The sequence below is a fragment of the Mesorhizobium argentiipisi (SeqCode) genome, from assembly GCF_037179585.1.
GTDB classification, from domain to species: Bacteria; Pseudomonadota; Alphaproteobacteria; order Rhizobiales; family Rhizobiaceae; genus Mesorhizobium; species Mesorhizobium argentiipisi.
The window spans coordinates 54,133-80,386 of the sequence record NZ_JAPYKO010000025.1 but is presented as its reverse complement, the minus strand read 5'-3'; the positions used below and the strand labels follow the sequence as shown (position 1 = coordinate 80,386).

Here is a 26,254-nt window from a genome sequence, read left to right as displayed (position 1 = left end):
CGTCCATCGGGCGTTTGCCGATCAACTGGCGGACACGGTGCCCGAGGCTCAGACAACCACTTCGTTTGGCGAGCCGATTAGCCGTCATCAGCGGTTGAACGGAAAAGAAACCATTCAGCATCAAACTACTGCTTTTTGATGAGCCTTTCCAACGTCGGAACGAGCGTTGTCGAGCCGACAAAGATGCCCCCATTGGTGAACCGGTTCTATGAAGAGTCTGACAATACGCCACCGCATCCTCGTCAGTTTCGCTGCCGTCCTGGTGGTCATGTCCGTGATAGCTGTCATCGCGTACGCCTGGTTTCTTCAGGCGGAGCAGGAGGCGACTGAGGTTGAGAAGGGTATCCTTCCAGACCTCTATCACAGCACCGAGATCATGATGGGCCAAATGACGGCTCATAGCCTGCTTCAGGAATACGCCCTCCAGGACAACCCTTCGGATAGACGCGCGCTTGAAAGCACGATCGCGACCAACCGCGACCAAGTGCAGCGTCAGATGGACGGCTATGAGGCGACAATTGTCTCCGATATCGACAAGGAGAATTTTGCTGTCGTCAAGGAGCTTGCCAACCAGTTTCGTCAAGCCGAAGCAACCGTGCTGGACGCTAGCCGGGCTGCCCTGTCGAAGGGTGAAACGCCCAATGAAGGCCCGGCCATCAAGAACACCGTGGAGCCGATCTTTCTGAAATTGCAGACCGCTCTGCAGGCCATGGTCGAGGATCATCGGGGCGAGGCAAACAGCGCGACACAGCGGATCGGTTCGATCGTCAGTACAGCAGAAGTGGGCTTGAGCGTTGGCTTGTTGGTCGCTCTCGGGCTGGCCCTCCTTTTGGGTTACCAGCTGTTTCGCGCCATCACGGGTCCGCTCACCCGCCTGATCGACGCGGTTCGTTTGATGCGGCAAGGCGACTTCAGCGAACGAATCGATCTCAGACGTCGAGACGAATTCAGCGTGCTTGCCGACGGCTTCAACGCGATGGCGGACGATCTCACCACCCTCATCGGTCAGGTTCAAAGGTCCAGCATACAGGTCAGCACGTCGATCACGGAGATCGCCGCCACCTCCAAGCAGCAGCAGGCCACCGCGACTGAAATCGCAGCGACCACCACGGAAATCCGCGCCACAGCCAAGGAAATCTCCGCCACGTCGAACGAGCTGGCGCGCACGATGAACGAAGTCTCGACGGTTGCCGAGCAGACGGCTGCCGTCGCCGGCGGAGGGCAAGCTGGTTTGACCCGCATGGAAGAAACCATGCATCAGGTCATGGAAGCGGCCGGCGCGATCAATTCCAAACTCGCGATCCTGAGCGAGAAGGCCGGCAGCATCAACCAGGTGGTGACGACCATCACCAAAGTCGCCGACCAGACGAACCTGTTGTCACTCAACGCATCCATCGAAGCAGAGAAGGCAGGCCAATACGGCCGGGGCTTTGCAGTGGTGGCGACCGAAATCCGAAGGCTCGCGGACCAGACGGCCGTCTCCACCTATGACATCGAGCAGATGGTCAAGGACATTCAGTCGGCGGTGGCGGCCGGGGTGATGGGCATGGACAAGTTTTCCGAGCAGGTCCGCCGGGGCATGCAGGAAGTCCAGCAGGTCGGCGGGCAGCTCTTCGAAATCATCCAGCAGGTTCAAGGCCTGGTGCCACGTTTCGAAGTCGCCAATGAAGGCATGCAGGCCCAGGCGACCGGCGCGGGACAGATTAGCGACACGTTGACCCAGCTGAGCGAGGCAGCTCAGCAAACAGTCGAATCTCTTCAGCAATCGACGCTTGCGATCGACGAGCTCAATCAAGTCTCAGGCGGGCTGCGAGGCAGCATTTCAAGGTTCAAGCTGAGAGCATAGCGAGCTGGCAGTCGGAGGTGACAATGCTATTCCTCGCCTTCAGCATGGGTACGGATCGCTACTTGCTCGATGCGCACCAAATTGAAGAGGTGTTGCCCTACATCGAGGTCAAAGCGCTGCCGGGAGCGCCCACCGGTGTGGTCGGTCTGGTCAGCTATGACGGAATACCCATCCCGCTTATCGACGTTACTCTTCTGGCGCTTGGCCGCCCATCCGAGCCGCGGTTGAGCACCCGCATCGTTGTTACGCGCTATCCAGCGCGAGATGGCGAGCCACGCCTGCTGGGGCTGATCGCGGAACGGGTGACGGACACGCTCGAGCGGGACCCTGCCGATTTCGCGCCGTTCGGACTCGAGCCGGGAACGCCGACCTATCTTGGTCCGGTGACTTCTGATGGCGCGGAGATCATCCAATGGGTCAAAGCGGAAGCGCTGCTTTCGGAGGAGATCCGTACCGCATTGCTCCGCCAGGCCGAGATGGGTGGTTGATGACGTTCGCAGTCGAAAAGCTCTTGACGGAAACCATCGGTCTGGACAGTGCCAGCATTGGTCCGACAGTGGTCCGCCAGGCGGTCAAAGAGCGGATGGCAGCATGCCGGATAACCGACACTCAGGCGTATTGGGAACATCTGACCGGTTCCGCGCAGGAGCTGCAGGAGCTGATTGATGCGGTGGTGATCCCGGAGACCTGGTTCTTTCGCGACCGGGAAGCGTTCACGATGCTGGTGCGACATGCGCGCAGCAGCAAGCGTGCTCAGCCGATAAGAGTCCTGAGCCTGCCATGTTCGACCGGCGAGGAGGCTTATTCAGTCGCCATGGCCATGTTCGATGCCGGCTTTGCGGCGCACGAGTTCAACATCGATGCTGTGGACGTCAGCAGCCGCAATGTCGCGATGGCTGAACGCGCCGTCTATAGGCGCAATTCCTTTCGCGGCAGCTATCTCGAATTCAAGGATCGCTATTTCGAAGCGACCGGGGGCGGATTGCGGCCGAATGCTGCGGTGCTGAAACAGGTTCGGTTCAGGGTCGGAAACCTGTTCGATCCTCGCGCGTCTTTCGGGCAAGAACTCTATGACATCCTGCTCTGCCGCAATCTGCTGATTTATTTCAATCGCGAGCTGCAGGATCGCGCAATGATCTGCCTGAAGGACCTCCTGGCCAAGGACGGACTTCTCTTGGTCGGTCCCGCGGAAGCAGCTCTTCCAAGGTTGCATGGCTTCATTTCCGCTGAATGGCCATTGGCCTTCGCCTTCCTCAAGTCGGAGCGCGTCAATACCGCGGCCCCGAGAGTTTCCGCCGGCATTCCGGTGCGGCCGCCCATCCCGAAGGTCAACCGGAGCAAGCCTGCTCTTCCCCGACCGGCAATCGGTGTGCAAGCTCCAACCAAGCCGCTTGATCAGGTCTCGGAAAGCCTGATCGCGGTTGAACGGATCGCCAATGCGGGACGGGTAAAGGAGGCACAGGAAGTCGCCCTGGCGCATCTCAAGACGTTTGGTCCTTCCGCAGAAATTTTCTACTTGCTGGGTCTCGTTCAGGATGCAGATGGCGCTGCGCCCGAAGCCGCGCAAAGCTATCGCAAGGCGCTGTATCTCGCGCCAAATCATCGGGAAGCTCTTGTCCATTTGGCTTTGCTGCTTCGCAAGCAAGGCGACCATAGCGGCGCCGAGGCATTGGCCGGCCGGCTGGATCGGGCTCAGAAAAGGAGCGGCACCTGATGGCGGCTTTGACAGGGATCGCCCAGCCAGTGGGGGAGATTGAAATCGACGACTGCTGGCGCCAGATCGGGGTGCGCGGTGACCGGTCATGTCCGCTACTGGACCAGCATCTCCATTGCCGCAATTGCCCGACCTACAAGAAGATTGCACGGCGCCTCCTCGACCGTGCGGCACCCTCGGCCTATCGCGGCGGATGGCCACACAAGCCTAGTGCCGAGTTCGGTTCGGCAGACGAGGAAGCGCTGCAGACTGTCGTTCTCTTTCGCGTGGGGGAGGAATGGCTGGCTCTTCCGGTCGGCATTTTTCATGAAGTGGCTGAATCTCGCCGCGTTCATTCGCTTCCGCACCGCAGGAACAGTGCGGTGCTCGGCATTGCCAATGTCCGCGGTGAATTGCTGATCTGCCTGTCGCTCTCTGAATTGCTCGGGATTGACGAGCGCAAAGAGGGGGGACAGGGCACACGAAGCAAGGCATTTCGCCGCTTGGTTATGGTAGGCGAGCGCGACAAGCGGGTTGCTTTCACGGTTGACGAGATCCATGGCCTGCATCGCTACCGGGAGCGCGACGCGCTCGCCGTGCCGGCCACGATCGGCAAGGCGCTGTCGGCCGCCACGGTTGCCGTGCTGCCGTGGCAGGGACGAGCCGTTGGCTGTCTCGACCCGGTACAATTGCTGACGATGCTGGATTGGAGCATCGCATGAGCGACGAGGACTTCAGCCAGGTTTCGATGCTGAGCCTCTTCCAAGCCGAACTGGAGACGCAGTCGCAGGCTCTGACCTCCGGCCTTCTGGCGTTGGAACGCGATCCTGTCGCCGCCGATGCCCTGGAAGCATGCATGCGCGCCGCGCATTCGCTGAAGGGAGCCGCCCGCATCATCGACCTGATGCCCGCAGTCAAAGTTGCAAATGCGATGGAAGATTGCCTGGTCGCCGCGCAACGTGGGCATCTGAGGGTGCGGCGAGAGCATATCGATGCGCTCCTGCAAGGCACCGACCTTCTGAAATTGATCGCATCGGCACCATCGAGCGAGAGCGTCACCTCTGAAGTTGAAACCTTTCTTGCCAAGCTCGAGGGATTGTCCCTCCCCGAGCCTGCGAACGTGTCCCGCAATTCCGCGGCTGATTTCGCAGATCATGCGCCGGAGGAGCTGGCGGCGACCCGTTCAGCGAGCCATCTCGTTGGGACGGAACCGCAAGCCTCCGCAAGCATCGGCTCCGACAGAATGGTTCGGGTGACGGCAGACAGCCTGAACCGATTGCTCGGGCTGGCCGGCGAGTCGCTGATGGAAGCGCGGCGGCTCAGGCCGTTCGCCGACGGGTTGCTGCGGCTAAAGCGGCTTCAATCGGACCTCGCTGGTGCATTCGACGATCTCCATGCAATGCTGCCGCCCGTTTCAAAGGACGAGGTGGTGGCGGAGGCGCTGGCCGAAGCGCAGCGAAAGCTTCGGCTGAGCCAGGCGTTTCTGGCGGAGCGCCTCGAAGAGCTGGATTCAGTCGATCGAAAAGCCACAGATCTTGCCAACAGATTGTACGACGAGACGTTGGCGAGTCGGATGCGGCCGTTTGAAGACAGCGTGCGGCACTATGCTAGAATGGTCCGCGACCTTGGTCGCACCCTCGGCAAGCGGGTGCGGCTAGAGATTGTAGGCGGCTCGACCGGCATCGACCGTGACATCCTCGAGCAACTCGATGCACCTCTCGGGCATTTGCTGCGTAATGCCGTTGATCACGGGCTTGAAACGCCCGAGGAGCGCCTCGCTTTAGGCAAAACCGAAGAGGGGCTCATTAGGCTCGAAGCGAGGCACTATGCCGGCCTGCTGCAAATAGCCGTGGTGGACGACGGCAGGGGGATCGAGCTCGCGAGGCTACGCGAGACGATCGTCGCCCGGCAGCTCGCAACCCGGGAAAGTGCCGAAACACTCAGCGAAACGGAATTGCTCGCCTTCCTGTTTCTGCCGGGCTTTTCGATGAAGCAGGGCGTTACCGACGTCTCCGGCCGTGGCGTGGGACTCGACGCCGTGCAGGCCATGACCAAGGAAGTTCGCGGCATCACCAGCGTCTCCTCGGAATTTGGGCACGGAACACGTTTTCAACTGCAATTGCCGCTGACGTTGTCGGTTCTGCGCACGCTGCTCGTCGATGTGGATGGGGAGCCTTATGCATTTCCGCTCGCTGGCATTTCCAAGACGATGAAATTGCAGCGAGCGCAGATCAACCTCCTGCAGGGCCGGCCGCATTTTCGTTTGAACGACCGACAAGTCGGGCTGGTCACGGCACGCGAGCTGCTGAACCGTGGCGAGCCCGCATCGGAGCCCGACGATCTTTCGGTTGTCGTCGTTGATGCCGGCCAGAGCGAAGCATACGGGCTGATCGTCGATCGCTTCCTCGGCGAACGCGAGCTAGTCATCCGGCCTCTCGATCCACGTTTTGCCAAGATCAAGGACATCAGCGCTGCCGCTCTGATGGAGGACGGTTCGCCAGTCCTCATCTTTGACGTCGACGACCTGCTACGGTCGGTGGAGAAGCTGGTGTCATCCGGCGGGTTGCGAACCCTTCGCCGCGCCGCAGGCGGTCCCGAGACTGGCAGGCGCAAGCGCGTGCTGGTGATTGACGATTCACTGACCGTTCGCGAACTCCAGCGCAAGATGCTGGGCAATCACGGGTATGAGGTCGAAGTGGCGATCGACGGCATGGACGGGTGGAATGCCATCCGCTCCGGCCCCTTCGATCTCGTGGTCACCGACATCGACATGCCGCGCATGGACGGCATCGAGCTGGTGAACCTGATCCGAAATGACGCTCATCTTAAGAACACGCCGATCATGATCGTTTCATACAAGGATCGGGAGGAAGACCGCTCGCGCGGGCTGGACGCCGGTGCCGACTACTATTTGACCAAGGGCAGCTTTCAGGACGAAGCGCTGATCCATGCCGTCGTGGACATGATTGGCGAGGCGACTGGATGAGATCGAAATTGGAAGCCAACGAATGAGAATCGGCATAGTCAACGACATGCCGATGGCGGTCGAGCTTCTGCGCCGGCTGGTCGTATCGACCCGCGAACATCAGGTCGCATGGATCGCGACCAATGGGAGTGAGGCAGTCGAGGCCTGCAGACGCGATCTGCCGGATCTGATACTCATGGACCTAGCAATGCCAGAGATGGACGGCGTGGAAGCGACCCGCAGAATCATGGCAGAGACCCCGTGCTCGATCCTGCTGGTGACCGCAAGCATTGAAGCCAACATCGCCGGGGTCTACGAAGCAATGGGTCACGGAGCGCTCGACGCAGTCGATATTCCCTCAGTGGGCATGGAAGGTAACGCGTCCTCGCAATCCGCCCGGCTTCTCACCAACAAGATAGCAACGATCGGTAAGCTAGTCCGCGATGCGCCATCCAAGGCAAACGGCCGGCTGTCGGCTGGGGACGAGAAATCCCCTCGACGCCTGGTTGCGATCGGCGCCTCGGCGGGCGGGCCGGCTGCTGTTGCAGCGGTGCTCAGCGCATTTCCCGTTGATTTCGCCGGCGCAATCGTGCTCGTCCAGCATCTCGACGCCCAGTTCATTCCGGGCCTTGCCGATTGGCTGGGGCAGCATACCCCGCTTCCGATCCGTGCGGCGCGGGAAAAGGACAAGCCTCAGGTGGGCACCGTTCTTATCGCCACTTCGGAAGATCATCTGGTTTTCAAGTCGGCCCAGCAACTTGGCTACACGCCCAGCCCCAGGGACAACGTCTATCGGCCGTCTGTCGATGTGTTTTTCGAAAGCGCGGCGCAATGGTGGCCGGGCCCGGTGATTGGCGTCCTGCTTACTGGCATGGGTAGAGATGGTGCGCGCGGGCTGAGACAGCTCCGCGACAAGGGGCATCTCACAATCGCGCAGGATGAAGCAACCAGTGCCGTTTATGGCATGCCGAAGGCCGCCGCTGCCATCGGTGCGGCTGTCGATATTCTGCCCTTGAGTGCGATCGGCCCACGCATAATCAACGCCTGCGAGCGCTCCACGTGAAAGGGCTCGTCCGATGACGCAAGAACTAGACCTGGTGCCGCCGCTGGCGGAAAATTATTCATCGATGGTTCTGCTCATCGACGATCAGGTCATGGTTTGCGAGGCGGTCAGGCGCGCCCTAGCGAACGAGCCTGACATCGCCCTGCACTTCTGCACCGATCCGCTGAAGGCGATGACGGTCGCGGAGGAGGTGAAGCCAACGGTTATTCTGCAGGACCTTGTCATGCCCGGAGTCGATGGGCTGCATCTGGTGAAGGAATACAGGAAGCACTCCTCGACACATGCGGTTCCAGTCATTGTGCTGTCGAGCAAGGAAGATCCAGCCACCAAAGGCGAAGCCTTCGCTTCTGGAGCCAACGACTATCTTGTCAAATTGCCGGATCGCATCGAGCTGATTGCACGCATTCGATATCACACGCGGGCCTATTTGGATCACGTCCAGCGAGACGCGGCCTACCGCGCGCTGAGGGAAAGCCAGCGGCAGCTGATCAGCGCCAACCTCGAGCTTGAGCGTTTGACGCGGATCGATGGCCTGACGGGTCTCGGCAACAGGCGCTATTTCGACGAATATCTGGCGGCCGAGTGGAACCGCGCTCTTCGCACGCAGTCTCCATTGTCGCTGTTGATGATCGATGCCGACAACTTCAAACGATACAACGATGCCTATGGCCATATGGCCGGCGATGAGGTGCTCAAGCACATCGCCCGGGTAATTCAGGGTGGTTCCGGCCGCTCCACCGATCTCGCAGCGCGCTACGGAGGCGAAGAGTTCGTCATCGTGCTGGTCGACACATTACTGGAACAATCGAGCGCGATCGCGGAGCGCCTTGTTCAGAGCGTGCGCGACTTGGACATACCGCACGGCGCGGGTCGCGTGACCATCAGCGTCGGTGTCGCGGCAACCGTGCCCGTTGAGAACGAGACGCCGAACGATTTCGTCAATGCTGCCGATCTTGCACTCTTCCGAGCTAAGGCGGAGGGGCGAGATCGTGTGGTGGTGCATCGCACGCCCCGCAAATAGAGAAGCTCGATGGACGTCCGAAGAACGGCATCCAGTTCGGTCTGCACGAAACACCTTGATGAATAGACGGCGGCTTTTGCGTCGTTGCCAGAAGCGCTGCTTTTGGGCGCATTGCTGCCCGGCAGCCAAGCGGTCTATCTGCTTGCAAGAGGAATTTGACGACGAACGGATCGTTCGGCTTCCGAGAGTGAGGAGAGGTCCGCATTTCTACTTTGCTGGGAGTGCGACATCCGAACTTGGTTGCAACATCGAAGCGGAAAAATGCGAACATGTAGTTGCGGGTTATTTGTTTTCGACGTTAACAGCTCTTACTCAGTTCGGTGACGCGCGGGCTCGTGAATGGGTCGGACGAGCGCGGGATCGGACCGGTAGCTTCTGGCCCGAAAAACGCGATAGCAGCCATTAGTCACGGCTAGGCTGCGTCGTTTGAACCAGACATTTTGGGTCAGCAGCGCTGTTTGACTTGGAATCTAGCATAGTTACGAAATGCAACGAGCGCTGCAAAGCGCTACGGATGGCGGTGATATCGACAGGGGTGTCTCGCCGTTGCGGATCGCGGCGCTGCGGGCGCACCAGTCGTAATGGCATTTCGATGCTGACCGGAAGCGCCGACGGCAGGGCGGCCCAGTACTTTTGGTAATCGACGGCGCCTTCGCCCAGGGCACAGAACGCCCATCCCCCATCGCGACTGACAAGGTCCTTGAGATGAGCGTGGCCAACCGCGTCAATGGCTGGCGCGATATCTTCCGCCGGCTGCGTTGCCTCATGGCTGTAGGTGAAAACATTTCCGGCGTCATGGTTCAGGCAGACGTGCCGCGATCTGATTTCGCGTATGAAGCCTGCCCCAGATCGAGCACTGCCCAACAGATCGTCCTTACCATGTCCCGGATTCTCGAGCGCCAGAGCGATATCGGCCTGCTCCAGTCTCGGCAGAACGGCATCGATCGTCCTTCGGACGTCCGCCCGATTCCTCATCGGGCCGGCATTGGTAATCAGGAAGGATGCGCCAAGGCCGGCAGCAAAGGCGACACGCCGGGATAACGCATCCACCGCGTCTCGCCCCGACAGGTCGAGATGAGCCGATATGGCCTTGATCCTGAGCCCGGCAGTTTCTGCTGCTACCCGCAGCTTCGAGGCGTTCGCGCTGGTGAATATGTCCTCATCGAAATCGACATATCCGCTAATGAAGGCCGGCTCGACATGCATGGCGCCGGCCCGCGCGATTTCTTCGACGGCCAGTTCCATCGAATAGCCATCGAAGAGCGCGGTCGATACCGATACGGTCCTGGGCATCGGAGGCAGCGCTCAAGCTCCTTTGCCGTAAACGATCAGCTCGGAGGCTTCCTTCACCTTGGCCGGAGTCAGGGCGTCGCGCCAATCGTCGCGGACCACCACGCCCTTGGCGAAGCGCATAAGGCGCAGCGCCGCATCCGACGGCACTTTCGGAGAGAAGCCGAACCACATGGCGATCTCGACATTCAGGTGGCCGATCAGGAAATCGAGAGCGGCCTTTCTGGGAATGCCATATTTGCGTTCGCATTCCTCGACGGCCTCGACCATCGTGTCGACAAATGGCATCGCGACCATTTCAGACAGACCCGGCTCGAGTATCGCCAGTTGCTCGACTGTGACCCGGTGGCATTCGATGATCGGCGACCACATCGCTTTGCACACTTCCTCGCCAAGCGCGTAGTGCTCCTCCGGGCCTTGCATCAGGGCGCAGACGATCGACTGCCTGGCTATGCCGCCGTGATAGTCGCGGCGAGCCGCCCACTCCGCCTCGTCGTTGAAGAGCGGAGGATGGCAGGGATGGCCGACAAAATAGGTCAGATCCGGCCGATCCTTCGGCAGATCGCCGGCGTAAGGAGCCGCCGCATCGAGAATGAGAAGCATGGTGCCTTTGGCCAGCATCGGGGAGAGCTGCCGCGCCACCTGACCGATGATATTGTCCGGCAAAGCCATCACCACGACCTTGGCCCCGGGAACGCCCTCTTCCATGGCGACGGCGCTGATGCCGGCCTCCGCCAGTCGCTTGCGGCCCGGCTCGCCGATTTCCACGGCGCGGACGCCGTAGCCCGCCTCGACCAGCTTGCGGGTCACGCGAAAGCCCATCTTCCCCCCTGCTCCAAGCACAGCTACGGATGTTGTCATTGGTTTTCTCCCATGATGGTGCGCCGACGGCGCGAATTCAGCCGAACGCTTGCAGCGCGGCCTCGAGCTCAGGATGCGTGGCTGCATAATCACGCGCGGAAATGCCTGCGGCCGCCGCGTCAAAAGCATCATGCAGGCTTCGCACACCCGCAGCCGGCCCGCCTGGATGCGCCATGATGCCGCCGCCGCAGCAATAGATGAAATCGTTCGAGCCAAGCCCGCCGAAGGTGTCGGCCGCCTGTACCGCGGTCTGCCCGGACGAAAACACCGGCATGACCGTATCGGGCCGGCCCGCCCGTTCGAACATCGGGGTCAGACAGGCATGGGCCGAGGCCATTACGGACTCATCCTGCTCGCAAAATTTGTTGGACAGCCCGTTGACATGCATGTGGTCGATCCCGGCCAGCCGCCAGAATTTCTGATAGGCGAGATAGCTCATGCCGATGTCAGGAGAGCGGCTGAAGAGACCCCAGCCAGCGCGATGGCCATGCAGGGCAACGGCGGAATGTCGGCGAATCTCGATCACGCCGGACAGACCGACGGAATTCAAGACGAGCATCGCGCAGGTCCCGCCGCGCCGGTCGATCAGGTCCAACTGACGCCTCATGACGTCGACATCTCCCGAGATGTTGGCCGCATACATGACCTTGCGGCCGGTTCTGTCCGCATGCCTGTCTATCACCGCCATGACCGCTTCAAACCGGCGCTCGAACGGCGAGTGCGGAGGGTTCCCCATCAGTTCATCGTCCTTGATGAAATCGAGGCCCGCGGCAATCAGCGTGTCGGCAAGGGCCGCCGTCTCTTCCGGTGTGAGACCAACGCTCGGCTTGATGATCGTCCCGATCAGGGGACGCCCCTCCACGCCTGTCAAATGGCGCGTTCCCCCGACGGCGAAGGCCGGCCCCGGATAGGCGTCCGCGAAAAAATCGGGAAAGGTGACGTCCAGCAACCGCATCGCCGAGAAATGGTGCAACTCGAACAGATTGCCGAGAACCGTTGACCAGACCGAAGCAAGCACGGTCCCGGTATTCTCGACACTCCAGGAAAGCCCGACCCTTGCCCGGCGCGGTTTTGTGGCTTTCGCCGCTTGCGGGGAACGCGAAAACGGCAGCGCCTCGTTTTCGACCTCCATGACGTCGTCGATGAATTCGACGCGTGCCCCAAATCTCTTCAGCAGCTCCGGCGTCTCTCCGGGAATGGCGCGGAAGGTCCCGCTGGATTGTTCACCCGCCATCGCGGCTGCCGCAACCTCCAGGGGGTAGCGGGTTTCGATGAGATAGGTGGCGAAGATTCGATCGGTCAATCGGGACTTCCCTGTGGGGCTGGCGCCGGAAGCGTTAGCAGCAAAAAGATATCATGTCATCATATGACCTTTAAGGCGCAAATTTTTTTTCGGGGTAGAAGTTTCAGCCGGCACGATCGGCGGAAAGTTTCGAATACAGCTCGTTCGCCCGACCAATATGCTCGGCCATGGCAACGCTCGCGCCTTCCGGATCGCCGCTGGCGATCGCCTTGTAGATCCGTTCGTGCTCCTCGATCGTCAGGCGCTCGGCACCTTTTACCGCCACAAGATCCCGTTTGAACCGAGACAACCATTCGAGCATTCCCTTCGACACCGCCGCAATCATCGAGTTGCCGCTCATTTCCGCAATGACCGCGTGGAACTCCATATCGGCAGCCACAAATCGGGGCTGATCGCCCTTTGCATCCCGCAACGTGCGCAGCGTCTCGGCAAGTCGTTCCAGGTTTTTGGCCGTGGCCCGGCGCGTAGCAATCCGCACTAGGCCGGTTTCCAGCAAGAGCCTGACTTCCTTGAGCTCTTCCAGACCACGAGAGTTAGTCGCCAACATCATGATCATCGCCGCGGAGACCTGGTCGACAATCACCTCAGGCGTCGGATTGATCACGCGCGCGCGTTCTCCGTGGGAGATCTTGATAAGTCCCATCTGCTGGAGCGTCAGCATCGCCTCCCGGATCGAAGGGCGCCCCACGCCGATCATCGTCATCAATTCCTTTTCCGACGGCAATTGAGAGCCGGGCGGAAACTCGGACGTGGAGATCGCCGCCATCAGGCGGTCAAGCACCTCCACATACAACTTCTTCTTCTGGACCGGCTCCATGCGTCCCTCCGCGATCATTCTTCGGCATATCGGCCCTGAGTCGTTGCCGGAAACAAGGCCAAGCCGTCGATTGACATGACATATATGATGACATATCGTTCGTCCATGGCCGCGCCGATAGTGAATGCGTGCGCCGGAGCAATTGGCCGCGCACGCCACTGAGCTTCGCTCCCGTTGATGCAAAGCGGCGAGATTCCGGGAACGGCTTGCGCATCAGAGGTATGCTGGTATAACATGTAGATGGTATGGTGTCCGCGGGAAGGCTCGCCGTAAAGAAAGTGCAAGCAGGCCGACCGTGTTGGCGGTACATTTTGGGAGGAAATAATCATGAAGTTTGCAATAGTGGCGGCGCTTGTCGGCGCCGCGCTGACCAGCGTTGCGGCGCTGCCGGCGATGGCGTCCGAGGATAAGCCGGTCATCGCGTTGGCGAACGCCTATTACGGCAACACCTGGCGGCATCAGATGGTGGAAGCCTTCGAGGCTTCGGCCAAGGAAGCGAAAGCCGCCGGCCAGATCGCCGACTACATCGTCATGAACGGCGATGGTTCGGTCGCACAGCAGAACAGCCAGATCGCGGAACTGATCCTGAAGAAGGTCGATGTGCTGGCCGTCGATGCTGCGTCTGAGACCGCCGTCAACGGCGTCATCGAGAAGGCCTGCAAGGCCGGCATCATCGTGATCTCCTTCGATTCCGTCGCTTCCGCGCCGTGCAACTACCAGCTCAATTTCGACTTCAAGGGCTACAAGGCGGCCCAGGCCGAAGCCGTCTTCAAGATGCTCGGCGGCAAGGGAAACGTCATTCAGGTGCGCGGCGTGAAGGGTTCGGCGCCCGACAACGACATGTTCAACGCACAGCAGTCGGTGCTGGCCAAGTATCCTGACATCAAGGTGGTGGCCACTGTCTACGGCCAGGCAACGGCCTCCGTGGCGCAGGCGGCAATCGCCAATGTCCTGCCCTCCCTGCCGCATGTCGATGCCGTGCTCGGCCAAGGCGGCAGCGACGATGTCGGCATCGCTCAGGCCTTCGTCCAGTATGGCGGCGAGTACAAGGACAAGATGCCGATCATTGAAGGCGGCGGCGGCACCGATTTCGTCAAATGGTGGGCCGAGGAAAATGCCAAGAACGGCTATCAGACCGTGTCGATGAACACCACGCCGGGCATTGGCGGCGCCGCGTTCTGGCTCGGCTACTCGTTGCTTAAAGGGGGCAAGGCACCCAAGCTGATGATCATGCCGGTGGCCACCGTCGACGCCAGCAACCTCAAGGAATATGCCAAGCTTCCGGGTGGCCAGATCATCAGCCCGAGCTATTCGCTGGACTGGGTCAAGCAGCACCTGCTCAGCAAGTAAGGCTGTCAGCCGATTTCGATCGGGCACTAGCGAAGGGCTATGCCCGATCGAGCCGTTGAAGAAAACGGAGGACGAATGTCCCACCTTGCCGTTGCCGATCAGGATGGCGCCGCATCGCCGACGCATGCGACTCCTGCCCGGCCAAGTGTCGTTTCGCTCAGCGGGATCACCAAGAGTTTTGGACCGACGCTCGCCAATGCAGGGATCGATCTTACCGTCCGCGCAGGCGACGTGATCGGGCTGGTCGGCGGCAATGGTGCCGGCAAATCGACGCTGATGCGCATCCTGTGCGGCGCGATGTGGCCGACGCTCGGCTCGATCTCCTTTGCCGGCGAGGAGGTGGCCTTCACCGGATACAACACCGGCGAAGCGCAGCGGCGCGGCATCCGCATGGTGCACCAGGAGCTGTCGCTCTGCGCCAACCTGTCCGTTGCCGAGAACTTTTTCCTGGAAACGCCCGGCGACTCGGCGAGCCGGCCTGGCTGGCGCGCGCTCTACCGCACCCGCGCCCGCGTGGCGCTCGATGCCGTTTTTCCCGGCAACGGCATCGACGCCGACGCCGAGGTCGGACACCTCACCATTGCCGAACGACAGATGGTCGAGATCGCGCGCGCAGCAGCGACACCGGGCGTCAAGCTGATCGTGCTCGACGAGCCGACCTCCTCGCTCGACCTCGACCGTTCCAAGCAGCTCAGGGCCTTCATCCGCGAACGAGCGAAGGCCGGTCTCGCCTTCATTTTCATCAGCCACAAGCTGCAGGAGATCATCGACATCGCCACCGAGGTGGCGGTGCTGCGCAACGGCCGCACCGCCTGGCAGGGTCATGCAGCCGACGCTTCGATCGGCAAGCTTGTGCAACTTATGGGCGGCGACGCCAATCCGGTCCACCAGCACACCGTGTCCGCCGCATCCTCAAAGGACGTTCTGGTTCGGCTCTCCGGGCGGCTGACAGCCGGGCTCGGCCGCGATATCGAGATCGTGCGCGGCGAGATCGTCGGGTTGGCCGGTCTCGAAGGCAGCGGCCAGAAGGAGTTGCTGCACGCCATCTTCAACCCGGACCGCAAGCAGCATGCGGTGGTCAGGCATGCGCAAGCCGGATTCATCGCTGGCGACCGGCAGAAGGAAGGCGTGTTCCCGCTGTGGAGCGTGCTCGGCAACATCGGCATCGGCGCGGTTGCCCGCCGCCCGGCGCTGGGCGTCGTTTCCGACCGTGCCAGCCACGATATCGCCAAGGGCGCTGCCGCCCGGCTGCGGCTCGACGACAAGCGCTTCCAGTCCAATATCACCGAGCTCAGCGGCGGCAACCAGCAGAAGGCGCTGGTCGCGCGCGCGCTGGTCGCGGACACGCCGATCATCCTGCTCGACGATCCGACGCGCGGCGTCGACATCGCCACCAAGCAGGATTTCTATCAGCTGTGCAACGAGGTGGCACGCAGCGGCCGCGCACTGGTCTGGCACACGACGGAGGACGCCGAACTGCTGGCCTGCGACCGGGTTCTGGTCTTTTCTGGGGGCCGGATCGTCAGCGAACTGGCTGGTGACGCGGTCACGGAATCGGCGATCGTCGGCGCCTCCTTCGCGCAGCCGGAAGACAAGGCCGCCGGCACCGGGCACAAACGGACCGCCATCGCCGGATTTGGGCGACGCTTGGTCAACGCGGCGCCTTTCATCGGGCTTGCCGCCGTGCTCGCCATCATGATCGCGATCAATGCGGCGGTCGCTTCGACGTTCGGGCTCGACCTCCTGCTGATGCCGGCGCTGTCGCTGGTGCTGGTAACGGCAGCGCAGATGTTCATCGTCGGCGGCTCAGAGATCGACCTCGGTGTCGGCGCCTTCGCCGGCCTGATCAGCGTGATCAGCGCCACGCTGCTCTACGACCAGCCATGGCTCGGCGCGCTGGCGCTGGTGGCCGCGCTCGCCGCCTATGCGGGGCTTGGCGGCGTCATCCAGGCCCGCAAGATCCCGGCCATCGTCGTCACGCTGGGCGCATCCTTCATCTGGGTTGGGATAGGCTATGCGCTGCAGCCGACGCCCGGCGGCGCCAGCCCCGATTGGCTGTCGAGCCTTTTCAACTGGTCGCTCGGCTTCATGCCGACCTCGGTCATCCTGATCGCCGCCGTGGCGCTGATCGTGCTCGTCATCGACCGGCTGCCGCTCGGCGTGGTGCTGCGCGGCTTCGGTAACAACCCGGCGGCGATGATCCGCTCGGGATGGTCGCCGACGCGTTACGCGCTGGTGCGCTATCTCATCGCTGGACTGTTCGCCGCCGCTGCCGGGCTGTCGCTGACGGCCATCAACACGGCAAGCGACATCAATTCCGGCAATTCATACACCTTGCTCAGCGTTGCCGCCGTGGTGATGGGCGGTTGCTCGCTTCTCGGCGGCATCATCTCGCCGATCGGCGCCGTCGCCGGCGCCGTGACGCTGTCGCTGATCGGCGCGCTGCTCGGCACGCTCAGCGTCAGCAGCGATTACAACGCTGCCACGCAAGGGTTGATCCTGATCGCGCTGCTCACACTGCGCAGCCTGACCGCAGATCGCAGGAGCGAGCAATGAACGCACTCGCCGGCTTCGGCATCTGGGCGCAGCGGAACCGCTGGATCTGGGCGGCGATCGGCGTGCTGCTTTTGTGGCTGGTGCTTTCCGTCGTCACCAACCGCTTCAGCCTGTCCAGCCTGTCCGGCGTCATTTTGTCGGCATCCTTCCTGACGGTCGTCGGCATCGGCCAGATGTTCGTGGTAACCACCGGGCGCGGCAACATCGACCTTTCGGTCGCCTCGGTGATCACGCTCAGCGCCTTCGTTGCGCTGCTTACCGTCAAGGGTCAGGACGCCAACCTCGCCATCGGCGTGGTCGCCGCCATCCTGCTTGGCCTTGCCGTCGGCGCGCTCAATTCGCTGCTCGTCGTCGGACTTGGCATCCCGGCGATCATCGCGACATTGGCAACCGGCTATGTGCTGGCGACGGCAACGCTGTTGTCGAACAAGGCGATACCAGGCTTCGCCGTCAGCCCGGCGCTGAAGGAACTGGCGACGGGGCGCGTTTCCGGCGTGCCGATCATGGCCATCATAGCCGTCATCGGTGTGACGGCGGCGTCCTTTGTGCTGCGCCGCACCGTGTTCGGGCAGTTGCTGTCGGCAGTCGGCCAGAACCGCGCCGCGGCACGGCTCGCCGGCATCCGCAACGGTCCGGTGATCGCATCGGCCTTCATCATTTCCTCGGTGCTGGCGTCGCTCGACGGGCTGCTGCTCGGCGCCTATATCGGCGGCGCATTTCTCGAAATGGGCCAGCCCTATCTCCTGCAGTCGATCGCCTCAGTGGTGCTTGGCGGAACGCTGATCTTCGGCGGTTCGGCGACGGCTTTGGGCACACTCTTCGCCAGCATCCTGCTCATCCTCATCGTCACCACCATGCAGATCGTCGGCCTGCCTCCGGGCGCGCAGGACATCGTGCAGGGGATCGTCGTCATCTTCGTGCTGGCGCTTGCCGGCCGTCAGGCCCTGGCGCGGCGTGCATCCGCCGACCTTGCGGACGCCGACAAGGAGACAACGGACGTCCAGGCGGCGCCAGCCCGGCCGAAATGACGGACCAACAACGATTTCTCTTGCCAAAGCCTTGGTAGAGTGATCATACCAGCATGTAAGATGACGATTGGAATAGTACCGTCGTCTGAACATCAGGAGCAGATTAGATGACAACGATCGCGCTATTCGGTGCCGGCGGCAAAATGGGCTACCGCCTGTCGACCAATTTCCGCGGTTCGCCCTACACGATCCGCCATGTCGAGATCAGCGAAGCCGGCAAGGAGCGGCTCAAGGCCGGTCTTGGCGTCGATACGATCGGTGTCGACGAGGCGCTCAAGGGTGCCGAGGTGGTGATCCTGGCAGTTCCCGACACGCATATCGGCAAGGTCGCGGCCGGCATCGAAAGCAAGCTCGCGCCGGGGACTATGGTGATCGTGCTCGATGCCGCGGCGCCCTTTGCCGGCCATCTGCCGAATCGTCCGGACCTGACCTACTTCGTCACGCATCCCTGCCATCCGCCGATCTTCAATGACGAAACCGATATGGCGGCCAAGAAGGACTTCTTTGGCGGCGTTAACGCCAAGCAGCATTTCGTCAGCGCCCTGATGCAAGGCCCGGAGGAAGACTACGCCAAGGGCGAAAAGATCGCCCAGATCATCTGGGCGCCGGTGATGCGCTCGCACCGCGTCACCGTCGAGCAGATGGCGCTGCTCGAGCCTGGCCTCTCCGAGACGGTCTGCGCTTCGCTGCTCGTCGTTATGAAGGAAGCGCTCGACGAGGTCGTGGCGCGCGGCGTCGACCGGCAGGCTGCGCTCGATTTCCTGCTCGGCCATATGAACGTGCTCGGTGCCGTCATCTTCGGCCAGACAAAGGGCGTGTTCTCGGACGCCTGCAACAAGGCAATCGAGTTCGGCAAGCCGGCGCTGATGCGCGACGACTGGAAGCGTGTCTTCGAGCCGGAGGAGATCGCCGCCAGCATCCAGCGCATTACCTGATCGCTGCCCCGCTTCCATCCATCCAACGGCGGAAGGCAATGGTGACGAGCACCAGTGCATAGATGTCACCTGAATTTGTGGTTGACTCATTATACCAGTTGGCTTTAGCTGTTCTCCGGCTCGGATCGATGACGCTTCGCTGAAAAACGAGGCCGGGACACGGGCGGTTGGCGGGGATGGCAGCGGGGTTCGGGGGGAAGCCGGCAAAGGGCTTTCGGTCCCGAGCAGCACGCGGCAAGCACTGCCTGGCGAATTCAGATGCAGACCTTTGTCTCGATCGAGGCAGAGCTTTTCAAGGGAGGACTTCAATGAAACTTACTCGCAGAATGACGCTCGCGGCTTTCGCCGGCATGCTGGCCATCGGCACGGCGATGCCCGCCTATGCGGCGGACCTGATCGCCATCATCACCCCCTCGCACGACAATCCGTTCTTCAAGGCGGAGGCGGTAGGCGCCGAAGCCAAAGCCAAGGAGCTTGGCTACGACGCTCTGGTGCTGGTCCATGACGACGATGCCAACAAGCAGTCGCAGCTGATCGATACGGCGATCGGCCGCGGCGCCAAGGCGATCATCCTCGACAACGCCGGTGCCGACGCGACCGTCGCCGCCGTTCAGAAGGCTAAGGACGCCGGCGTGCCCTCCTTCCTGATCGATCGCGAGATCAACGCGACGGGCGTCGCCGTGGCGCAGATCGTTTCCAACAACTACCAGGGCGCGCAACTCGGCGCGCAAGAATTCGTCAAGCTGATGGGCGAGAAGGGCAATTATGTCGAGCTAGTCGGCAAGGAGTCCGACACCAATGCCGGCATTCGCTCCAAGGGCTATCACGACGTGATCGACGACTATCCGGACCTGAAGATGGTCGCGCAGCAGTCTGCCAACTGGAGCCAGACGGAGGCCTATTCCAAGATGGAGTCGATCCTGCAGGCCAACCCCAACATCAAGGGCGTGATCTCCGGTAACGACACGATGGCCATGGGCGCCTATGCGGCACTCGCCGCCGCGGGCCGCAAGGACGTCATCGTCGTCGGTTTCGACGGCTCGAATGACGTGCGCGACTCCATCACCTCCGGGGGCATCAAGGCGACCGTGCTGCAGCCGGCTTTTGCCCAGGCCCAGATGGCCGTCGAACAGGCCAACGACTACATCAAGAACAAGAAGTCGCCAGAGAAGGAAAAGCAGCTCATGGACTGCGTCCTGATCAATGGCGACAATGCTCCCAAGCTGGAGACCTTCGCGCTCAAGAACTGAGCCGGCGCGATGCAAGCTGCGGGGGGCGAACGCTCGTTCGTCCCTCGCCTCCATTTCACTTTCGGGTATCCTTGATTGCCATGACTAAGCAGAGTTGGCTGATCCTTGCGCTCACCGCCGCCGTCGGCCTCAGCGCCTGCAAGATCCTGCCGACGCCGTCCGCGCAAGGTGGCGATAGCGCCAGCAGCTCCGCCTTCAACCCCGACAGGATGGTCGAAGAGATCTGGACCTCGAAGGTCAGTCCCTATCTGCAGCAGAAGGCAGGCCCGTTCGCCGAGGTCCATGCGCTGGCAAAGACCGACCCCGCCGCTGCCGGCGCGAAATACGGCAATCCGAAGAAACAGGCGAACTCGCCATGGACCTTCGCCGTGCGCGTCGAAGGCAAGATCGTTGCCGCCAACACGCAGTCGCGCGCGGCAAGCATCGATATCGACGTCGACGGCGACGGCAAGGCGGATGCGCGGGTGCAGATCGGGCCGGCGATGCGCGGAACGGCGCTGCGCGACAGTCTGGACTTTGTGCAGTTCAACGATTTCACGAACCAGATCGATTTCGCCCAGTTCGGCAAGGCCTTCAATGCCTATGCCGACAAGACGGTGCTATACAAGTTGCCGCGCGAAGGGCTAGAGGGCCGGACCGCGAAGGTGCTCGGCGCCTACACGATCGAAGGCGGGCAGGACCTGCCGCTGGTGACTCCGGCGGAGGCCGAGATCGGGCCGAAGCCATGAGTGCCTCACCCGACCACGACGTCATCCTCAAGCTCGAGGACATCTCGAAAGTCTATGCCGGCACCGTTGCGGTCAAGCATGCCAATTTCGAGGTGCGCATAGGCGCGGTCAACGTTCTGGTCGGCGAGAACGGTGCCGGAAAGTCAACGCTGATGAAGATCATCGCCGGCGTCGAACAGCCTACCGCCGGCCGCATACTGCTCGACGGCAATGAGGTCTCGTTCTCGTCTTCGGGAAATGCCGTGAGCCACGGCATCGGTATGGTATTCCAGGAACTGAACCTGTTCGGCAATCTCTCGGTCGCAGAGAACATCTTCGCCACGCGAGAGCTCACCAACCGCTTCTATAAGATCGACCACAAGAAACAGCAGCGACGCGCCGCTGAATTCCTCGAACAGCTTGAAGCCGGCATCCGGCCCGACATGCTCGTCGAGGACCTGCGCATCGGCCAGCAGCAGCTTGTCGAAATCGCCAAGGCGGTCTCGCTCGACGCCCGCATCCTGATCATGGACGAGCCGACCTCGGCGCTGAGCGCGGCCGAGGTCGAGATCCTGTTCAAGGTCGTTGCCGATCTCAAAGCGCGCGGCGTGGCAATCGTCTACATCTCGCACCGGCTGGAAGAGCTGATCCGCATCGGCGACTACATCACCGTGCTGCGTGATGGCCGCATCACCGGCCACGAAGAGATGAGACAAGTCGACACGCAGTGGATCGTGCGGCAGATGATCGGCTCCGATGCCAAGGACTTCGCCAAGGCTGATGGCCACAAACCCGGCGAGGAGGTCTTCCGGGCCGAGGAGATCACCCTGCCGCGCGTCACGGGCGGACTTGCGGTCGATCATGTCTCGCTCTCCCTGCGCGCCGGCGAAATCCTCGGCATCTACGGATTGATGGGGGCCGGACGCAGCGAGCTGTTCGACTGCATCATGGGTCGCCACGGCCAGGCTGGCGGCAGAATTTTCATCGACGGAAAGCAGGTCAAGGAGCGCGACACGACCCGGCGCATCCAGCGCGGCCTGGCGCTGATCCCCGAAGATCGGCAGCGCGAAGGGCTGGTGTCCATTCTCTCCGTCGCCAGCAACCTGACGCTGGCGAGCCTGTCGCGCTTCGTCAGCCTGTTCCACATCCGTGGCGGCGCCGAAAAGCAGGCCGTCGCGCAGATGGTGCGCGAGCTGGCGATTAAGGTCGCCGATCCGGCGCAGGAGGTGTCGTCGCTGTCGGGTGGCAACCAGCAGAAGGTGGTGATCGGCAAGGCGCTGCTCACCGGTCCGAAGGTGCTTCTGATGGACGAGCCTAGCCGCGGCATCGACGTCGGCGCCAAGGCCGATGTGTTCCGCACCATGCGCAAGCTTTCGCGCGATGGGCTGGGTATTCTCTTCGCCACCTCCGACCTCGATGAGGTGATGGCGCTGTCGGACCGCATCGCGGTGATGAGCAACGGAAAACTGGCGGGCATGTTCGATCGCGCCGAGGCGACGGAGGCGGCGATCGTCGCCGCATCGGCGCTTGGCCATGGACCCCAGCCCGAACACGGAGAAAAACGCCAATGACTGACGTTTCGGCCAAGGCGCCCGCCCCCTCCGCATCCGGCTCCGTTCTCCTGACGCTGATGAAGCTGCGGACCTTCATCGCGCTGATCGCTGTGCTGGTGTTCTTCTCGATCGCGGCGCCAAATTTTCTCTCGGCCGCCAATCTGATCCTGATGGCGAAGCACGTTGCGCTCAACGCCTTCCTTGCCATGGGCATGACCTTCGTCATCATCACCGGTGGCATCGATCTTTCAGTCGGATCGATCGTCGGCCTGTGCGGCATGGTCGCCGGCTACCTCGTGCTCAATGGCATAGACCTGCAGATCGGCTACACGGTCTATTTCAACGTCGTCGAGATCGCGGTCATCACGCTTTTGGTTGGCGTCGTGATCGGGGCCGTCAACGGGCTGCTGATAACAAGGCTGAATGTCGCGCCCTTCATCGCCACGCTCGGCACGCTCTATGTCGCGCGCGGCCTGGCGCTTTTGTCGTCGGACGGCCGCACCTTCCCCAACCTGGTCGGCAAGCCGGAGCTCGGCACCACTGGCTTCGGCTATCTCGGCGCCGGCAAATTGCTCGGCCTGCCGGTCTCGATCTGGATCCTGGTCGTGATGGCGCTGGGAGCCGCCTATCTCGCCCGCTTCACGCCGCTCGGCCGCCATATCTTCGCCGTCGGCGGCAATGAGCGCGCGGCACGGATCTCGGGCGTTCGCGTCAACATGGTCAAGATGTTCGTCTACATGTTCTCCGGCTTCTGCGCGGCCATCGTCGGCCTCATCATCTCGTCCGAGCTGATGGCATCGCACCCGGCGACGGGCGAGAGCTTCGAGCTCAATGCCATCGCGGCGGCGGTGCTCGGCGGCACCTCGATGTCGGGCGGGCGCGGCACGATCGGCGGCACCATCGTCGGCGCCTTCGTCATCGGCATTCTCTCCGACGGGCTGGTGATGATGGGGGTGAGCTCGTTCTGGCAGATGGTGATCAAGGGCCTCGTCATCATCGTCGCGGTGGTGGTCGACCAGGCGCAGCGCCGGCTGCAGAGCCGCGTGACGTTGATGCAGATGGCGAAGGTGGGCTGATATGGCGGAATTGCGTGGAGCGCTGATTGGCTGCGGCTTCTTCGCCGTCAACCAGATGCATGGCTGGCGCGACATCGACGGCGCCTCGATCGTCGCGATTTGCGACCGCGATCCGGAGCGGCTCAGGATCGTCGGCGACCAATTCGGCATCGCGCGGCGCTATAGCGATGCGGCTGAAATGTTTGCCGGCGAGACGCTCGACTTCGTCGACATCGCCACCACCGTCGGCAGTCATAGGCCGCTGGTCGAGATGGCCGCCGCCAACCGCGTGCCGGTGATCTGCCAGAAGCCGTTCGCGCCGACGCTTGCCGACGCCAAGGCCATGGTCAAAGCCTGCGCGGAGGCCGGCGTGCCGCTGATGGTGCATGAGAACTTCCGCTGGCAGTCGCCGATCCAGGCGGTGCGCGCAGTGCTCGACAGCGGCGAGATCGGCAAGCCGTTCTTCGGGCGCATCTCCTTCCGCTCGGGCTATGACGTATTTTCCGGCCAGCCCTATCTCGCGACGGGCAAGCGCTTCATCATCGAGGATCTCGGCATTCACATTGTCGACATCGCGCGCTTCCTGCTCGGCGACGTGTCGAGCCTCACCGCGCGTACCATGCGCGTCAACCCCAACATCGCCGGCGAGGACGTGGCGACGATGCTGATGGACCATGAAAGCGGCGTCACCTCCGTGGTCGATTGCAGCTATGCGACGAAGCTCGCCGCCGAGCCGTTTCCCGAAACGCTGATCGAAATCGATGGCAGCGAGGGCACGATCCGGCTGGCGCAAGGCTACCAGCTCACGGTCACCGGCAAGGGCGGAACCAGGATCGGCGATGTGTCGCCGCCGCTGCTCTCCTGGGCGTCGCGGCCGTGGCACAACATTCAGGAAAGCGTCGTGGCGATCCAGAAGCACTGGGTGGACTGCCTGACGAGGGCCAAGGAGCCGGCGACATCCGGCGCCGACAATCTCAAGACATTCGCCCTGGTCGAGGCCGCCTATGCCGGCGCCGCCAGCCGGCAGCCGGTGCGGATCGAAGACCTGCTCAAATGACCGTCGATCCGTTCCTCCTCTATGGCACGCGCGCGCTCGAAGCCGAGCCGGTCCGGCTTATAGCCGGGCCGCTCAGCGCCGATTTCGTCAACGGCAATCTGCGCACCATCCGCCATGGCGGCATCGAGGTGCTGCGCGCCATCGCCTACATCGTGCGCGATCGCGACTGGGGCACCTATGAGCCGGCGCTGGCGGACCTGATCGTCGAACAGGGCAGTGACGGTTTCTCCGTGCGCTACTCGGCAAGCTGCGAACGGCCGGGCGGAAGCCGGCTCGGCTTCAGCGCCAGGATCGAAGCGCACGCCGACGGCCGACTGATCTTCGATGTGAGCGCGCTGTCCGAAAGCGATTTCGAGACCAATCGCTGCGGCTTCTGCATCCTGCATCCAATCGCCGGTCTCGCCGGCAGTCCGGTCAAGGTCGAGCACACCGATGGCAAGGTGGTGGAGACGGAACTGCCGCTGCTGATCGACCCCTGGCAGCCCTTCAAGGACATGCGCGCCATCACTCATCAGGTCGCCCCCGGCGTCAGCGCCGAGTGCCGGATGGAAGGCGACGTTTTCGAGATGGAAGACCAGCGCAACTGGTCGGACGCTTCCTACAAAACCTATGTGCGGCCGCTGGCTCTGCCCTGGCCCTATGTGCTACCGGCCGGCCAGCCGGTGCGCCAGACCATCAGCCTGCGCATCACCGGCAGCGCTGAGGCGGCTGCGGCGACGACCGGCGCCGATCCGGTGCGCATCGAACTCGGCGAGGCCGGAGCGAAGCTGCCCGATGTCGGCGTGGTGATTTATCCGGAAGATGTCGAGGGAGCCTTGGGCAACCTTTCGCTGCTCAGCAAGCTTGGCCCGCAGCAGCTTCTCCTCCATTACGATCCGACGCGCGGCCATGGCCTGGACGCCTTGCAGGCTCATGCCAAACTCGCCTCCGCATTCCCCGCCAAGACGACGCTCGAATGCATCGTGGCCTGCACCGGCGATCTCGACGCTGAGCTCTCCGGCGTCGCCGACATGGTGCGCCAAGCCGGCCTGCGGCTCAACGCCATTGCGGTCTCGCCGTCGGTCGACCGCCAGTCGACGCCGCCCGGCAGCGCCTGGCCGGCCTGCCCGCCGCTGGAAGACGTCTACGCCGCGGCACGGCGCGCCTTTCCGGATATCCGTCTCGGCGGCGGCATGTTCAGCTATTTCACCGAGCTCAACCGCAAGCGCGTTCCGGCCGGCGCGCTCGACTTCATCACCCATTGCACCTGCCCGATCGTGCACGCGGCGGACGATCTCAGCGTCATGCAATCCCTGGAGGCGCTGCCTTTCATCACCCGCTCGACGCGCGCGATCTACGGGGCAAAGCCTTATCGCATCGGGCCCTCGACGATCGCCATGCGGCAGAACCCCTATGGCGGCGCGACCAAGGACAACCCAGACCACCAGCGCATCGCGATGGCCAACCGCGATCCGCGCCATGCCAGCCTGTTCGCCGCCGCTTGGACGATTGGCTATGCCGCGCGAGTGGCGCCGGCCGGGCTTGAGATGCTGACGCTCTCCGGCTTCACGGGACCGTTCGGCCTGCTGGCTGCCGCCGGCGAACCAGCCGAGGAAGGAACGCCGCGGCCGATCTTTCACGCGGTGCAGGGCCTCGCCGCCCTGGCCGGGCATACGCATCTGTCCGTCCGGGTCAGCGACGATCGCGTCGCCGTGCTGGCGGGCCGCTCGTCGGCTGGCGCCGTCACGGCCTGTCTGGCAAACCTCACGGCGCACGACGTGCCCGTCGACAGCTCGAAGCTGGTTGGCGAGGCCGCGAGTCCGGTTGCGATCTGGGACGGAGCGGGTGTGCGCGAGTCTGGTCCAGGCGCGGCTTCGGAGCGCTTGACTATGCCGGCCTACGGCATGGCCAGGATCGGCTGAACG

Annotated in this window: 21 protein-coding genes; 17 read left to right on the top strand and 4 right to left on the bottom strand. The window is 62.5% G+C overall.

What is annotated here, in order from left to right:
- Positions 1-208: 208 nt before the first annotated feature.
- The 7 genes from O7A05_RS26805 to O7A05_RS26775 are packed head-to-tail and all read left to right on the top strand — an operon-like array spanning position 209 to position 8,588.
- Positions 209-1,846, top strand: a complete 1,638-nt coding sequence (locus tag O7A05_RS26805) for a methyl-accepting chemotaxis protein (RefSeq protein ID WP_337096005.1) — start codon at positions 209-211, stop codon at positions 1,844-1,846.
- A gap of 23 nt (positions 1,847-1,869) precedes the next feature.
- A complete protein-coding gene (locus tag O7A05_RS26800; protein WP_337096004.1) occupies positions 1,870-2,334 on the top strand; it encodes a chemotaxis protein CheW in 465 nt (154 codons plus the stop codon).
- Positions 2,334-3,560, top strand: a complete 1,227-nt coding sequence (locus O7A05_RS26795; protein ID WP_337096003.1) for a CheR family methyltransferase — start codon at positions 2,334-2,336, stop codon at positions 3,558-3,560. The genes O7A05_RS26800 and O7A05_RS26795 overlap by 1 nt, the downstream gene beginning before the upstream one ends.
- The gene (locus O7A05_RS26790) at positions 3,560-4,261 is read left to right on the top strand and encodes a chemotaxis protein CheW (protein WP_337096000.1); all 702 of its coding nucleotides are present in this window, start codon (positions 3,560-3,562) and stop codon (positions 4,259-4,261) included. The genes O7A05_RS26795 and O7A05_RS26790 overlap by 1 nt, the downstream gene beginning before the upstream one ends.
- Complete coding sequence (locus O7A05_RS26785) at positions 4,258-6,525, top strand: hybrid sensor histidine kinase/response regulator (protein WP_337095999.1); 2,268 nt, start codon at positions 4,258-4,260, stop codon at positions 6,523-6,525. The genes O7A05_RS26790 and O7A05_RS26785 overlap by 4 nt, the downstream gene beginning before the upstream one ends.
- Before the next feature lie 22 nt (positions 6,526-6,547).
- Positions 6,548-7,567 carry a chemotaxis response regulator protein-glutamate methylesterase gene (cheB, locus tag O7A05_RS26780; protein ID WP_337095998.1) on the top strand — a complete coding sequence of 340 codons (1,020 nt, stop codon included), beginning with the start codon at positions 6,548-6,550 and terminating at the stop codon, positions 7,565-7,567.
- Between the two features lie 13 nt (positions 7,568-7,580).
- Positions 7,581-8,588 carry a PleD family two-component system response regulator gene (locus O7A05_RS26775; RefSeq protein WP_337095996.1) on the top strand — a complete coding sequence of 336 codons (1,008 nt, stop codon included), beginning with the start codon at positions 7,581-7,583 and terminating at the stop codon, positions 8,586-8,588.
- 402 nt (positions 8,589-8,990) lie between these two features.
- On the opposite strand, the gene O7A05_RS26770 is transcribed toward O7A05_RS26775, so the two are convergent.
- From O7A05_RS26770 to nanR, 4 genes are all read right to left on the bottom strand, one after another.
- The gene (locus tag O7A05_RS26770) at positions 8,991-9,833 is read right to left on the bottom strand and encodes a sugar phosphate isomerase/epimerase family protein (RefSeq protein WP_337095995.1); all 843 of its coding nucleotides are present in this window, start codon (positions 9,831-9,833) and stop codon (positions 8,991-8,993) included.
- Positions 9,834-9,893: 60 nt separating this feature from the next.
- Positions 9,894-10,739 carry a phosphogluconate dehydrogenase C-terminal domain-containing protein gene (locus tag O7A05_RS26765; protein WP_337095994.1) on the bottom strand — a complete coding sequence of 282 codons (846 nt, stop codon included), beginning with the start codon at positions 10,737-10,739 and terminating at the stop codon, positions 9,894-9,896.
- 37 nt (positions 10,740-10,776) lie between these two features.
- The gene (locus tag O7A05_RS26760; RefSeq protein WP_337095993.1) at positions 10,777-12,042 is read right to left on the bottom strand and encodes a ribulose-bisphosphate carboxylase large subunit family protein; all 1,266 of its coding nucleotides are present in this window, start codon (positions 12,040-12,042) and stop codon (positions 10,777-10,779) included.
- A 103-nt stretch (positions 12,043-12,145) separates the two neighbouring features.
- Positions 12,146-12,859 carry a transcriptional regulator NanR gene (nanR, locus tag O7A05_RS26755; protein WP_337095992.1) on the bottom strand — a complete coding sequence of 238 codons (714 nt, stop codon included), beginning with the start codon at positions 12,857-12,859 and terminating at the stop codon, positions 12,146-12,148.
- Positions 12,860-13,186: 327 nt separating this feature from the next.
- Between nanR and O7A05_RS26750 the strand changes: the two genes are divergently transcribed.
- The 10 genes from O7A05_RS26750 (at position 13,187) to apnL (ending at position 26,251) form a co-directional block, all read left to right on the top strand.
- A complete protein-coding gene (locus tag O7A05_RS26750; RefSeq protein ID WP_337095991.1) occupies positions 13,187-14,209 on the top strand; it encodes an ABC transporter substrate-binding protein in 1,023 nt (340 codons plus the stop codon).
- A 75-nt stretch (positions 14,210-14,284) separates the two neighbouring features.
- Complete coding sequence (locus O7A05_RS26745) at positions 14,285-16,765, top strand: ATP-binding cassette domain-containing protein (RefSeq protein ID WP_337095990.1); 2,481 nt, start codon at positions 14,285-14,287, stop codon at positions 16,763-16,765.
- A complete protein-coding gene (locus tag O7A05_RS26740) occupies positions 16,762-17,793 on the top strand; it encodes an ABC transporter permease (protein ID WP_337095989.1) in 1,032 nt (343 codons plus the stop codon). Before O7A05_RS26745 ends, O7A05_RS26740 begins: the two co-directional genes overlap by 4 nt.
- 107 nt (positions 17,794-17,900) lie before the next feature.
- Positions 17,901-18,728, top strand: a complete 828-nt coding sequence (locus O7A05_RS26735; RefSeq protein WP_337095987.1) for a phosphogluconate dehydrogenase C-terminal domain-containing protein — start codon at positions 17,901-17,903, stop codon at positions 18,726-18,728.
- A gap of 308 nt (positions 18,729-19,036) precedes the next feature.
- Positions 19,037-19,978 carry a D-ribose ABC transporter substrate-binding protein gene (locus tag O7A05_RS26730; protein ID WP_337095986.1) on the top strand — a complete coding sequence of 314 codons (942 nt, stop codon included), beginning with the start codon at positions 19,037-19,039 and terminating at the stop codon, positions 19,976-19,978.
- Positions 19,979-20,058: 80 nt separating this feature from the next.
- Positions 20,059-20,706, top strand: a complete 648-nt coding sequence (locus O7A05_RS26725; RefSeq protein WP_337095985.1) for a DUF2291 family protein — start codon at positions 20,059-20,061, stop codon at positions 20,704-20,706.
- Positions 20,703-22,256, top strand: a complete 1,554-nt coding sequence (locus O7A05_RS26720) for a sugar ABC transporter ATP-binding protein (RefSeq protein WP_337095984.1) — start codon at positions 20,703-20,705, stop codon at positions 22,254-22,256. Before O7A05_RS26725 ends, O7A05_RS26720 begins: the two co-directional genes overlap by 4 nt.
- A complete protein-coding gene (locus O7A05_RS26715) occupies positions 22,253-23,314 on the top strand; it encodes an ABC transporter permease (RefSeq protein WP_337095983.1) in 1,062 nt (353 codons plus the stop codon). The genes O7A05_RS26720 and O7A05_RS26715 overlap by 4 nt, the downstream gene beginning before the upstream one ends.
- A gap of 1 nt (position 23,315) precedes the next feature.
- Positions 23,316-24,350, top strand: coding sequence for a Gfo/Idh/MocA family protein (locus O7A05_RS26710; protein WP_337095981.1), 1,035 nt, complete (start codon positions 23,316-23,318; stop codon positions 24,348-24,350).
- Positions 24,347-26,251 (top strand): D-apionate lactonase, encoded by a 1,905-nt coding sequence (gene apnL, locus O7A05_RS26705; RefSeq protein ID WP_337095978.1) that lies wholly within the window; start codon positions 24,347-24,349, stop codon positions 26,249-26,251. Before O7A05_RS26710 ends, apnL begins: the two co-directional genes overlap by 4 nt.
- Positions 26,252-26,254: the final 3 nt, after the last annotated feature.

What these genes read in the sequence shown, in the direction of transcription:
- O7A05_RS26805 (WP_337096005.1), top strand. Translation starts at nt 209, where the DNA reads ATGAAGAGTCTGACAATACGCCACCGCATCCTCGTCAGTTTCGCTGCC.
- O7A05_RS26800 (WP_337096004.1), top strand. Translation starts at nt 1,870, where the DNA reads ATGCTATTCCTCGCCTTCAGCATGGGTACGGATCGCTACTTGCTCGAT.
- O7A05_RS26795 (WP_337096003.1), top strand. Translation starts at nt 2,334, where the DNA reads ATGACGTTCGCAGTCGAAAAGCTCTTGACGGAAACCATCGGTCTGGAC.
- O7A05_RS26790 (WP_337096000.1), top strand. Translation starts at nt 3,560, where the DNA reads ATGGCGGCTTTGACAGGGATCGCCCAGCCAGTGGGGGAGATTGAAATC.
- O7A05_RS26785 (WP_337095999.1), top strand. Translation starts at nt 4,258, where the DNA reads ATGAGCGACGAGGACTTCAGCCAGGTTTCGATGCTGAGCCTCTTCCAA.
- cheB (WP_337095998.1), top strand. Translation starts at nt 6,548, where the DNA reads ATGAGAATCGGCATAGTCAACGACATGCCGATGGCGGTCGAGCTTCTG.
- O7A05_RS26775 (WP_337095996.1), top strand. Translation starts at nt 7,581, where the DNA reads ATGACGCAAGAACTAGACCTGGTGCCGCCGCTGGCGGAAAATTATTCA.
- O7A05_RS26770 (WP_337095995.1), bottom strand. Translation starts at nt 9,833, where the DNA reads ATGGAACTGGCCGTCGAAGAAATCGCGCGGGCCGGCGCCATGCATGTC.
- O7A05_RS26765 (WP_337095994.1), bottom strand. Translation starts at nt 10,739, where the DNA reads ATGACAACATCCGTAGCTGTGCTTGGAGCAGGGGGGAAGATGGGCTTT.
- nanR (WP_337095992.1), bottom strand. Translation starts at nt 12,859, where the DNA reads ATGGAGCCGGTCCAGAAGAAGAAGTTGTATGTGGAGGTGCTTGACCGC.
- O7A05_RS26750 (WP_337095991.1), top strand. Translation starts at nt 13,187, where the DNA reads ATGAAGTTTGCAATAGTGGCGGCGCTTGTCGGCGCCGCGCTGACCAGC.
- O7A05_RS26745 (WP_337095990.1), top strand. Translation starts at nt 14,285, where the DNA reads ATGTCCCACCTTGCCGTTGCCGATCAGGATGGCGCCGCATCGCCGACG.
- O7A05_RS26740 (WP_337095989.1), top strand. Translation starts at nt 16,762, where the DNA reads ATGAACGCACTCGCCGGCTTCGGCATCTGGGCGCAGCGGAACCGCTGG.
- O7A05_RS26735 (WP_337095987.1), top strand. Translation starts at nt 17,901, where the DNA reads ATGACAACGATCGCGCTATTCGGTGCCGGCGGCAAAATGGGCTACCGC.
- O7A05_RS26730 (WP_337095986.1), top strand. Translation starts at nt 19,037, where the DNA reads ATGAAACTTACTCGCAGAATGACGCTCGCGGCTTTCGCCGGCATGCTG.
- O7A05_RS26725 (WP_337095985.1), top strand. Translation starts at nt 20,059, where the DNA reads ATGACTAAGCAGAGTTGGCTGATCCTTGCGCTCACCGCCGCCGTCGGC.
- O7A05_RS26720 (WP_337095984.1), top strand. Translation starts at nt 20,703, where the DNA reads ATGAGTGCCTCACCCGACCACGACGTCATCCTCAAGCTCGAGGACATC.
- O7A05_RS26715 (WP_337095983.1), top strand. Translation starts at nt 22,253, where the DNA reads ATGACTGACGTTTCGGCCAAGGCGCCCGCCCCCTCCGCATCCGGCTCC.
- O7A05_RS26710 (WP_337095981.1), top strand. Translation starts at nt 23,316, where the DNA reads ATGGCGGAATTGCGTGGAGCGCTGATTGGCTGCGGCTTCTTCGCCGTC.
- apnL (WP_337095978.1), top strand. Translation starts at nt 24,347, where the DNA reads ATGACCGTCGATCCGTTCCTCCTCTATGGCACGCGCGCGCTCGAAGCC.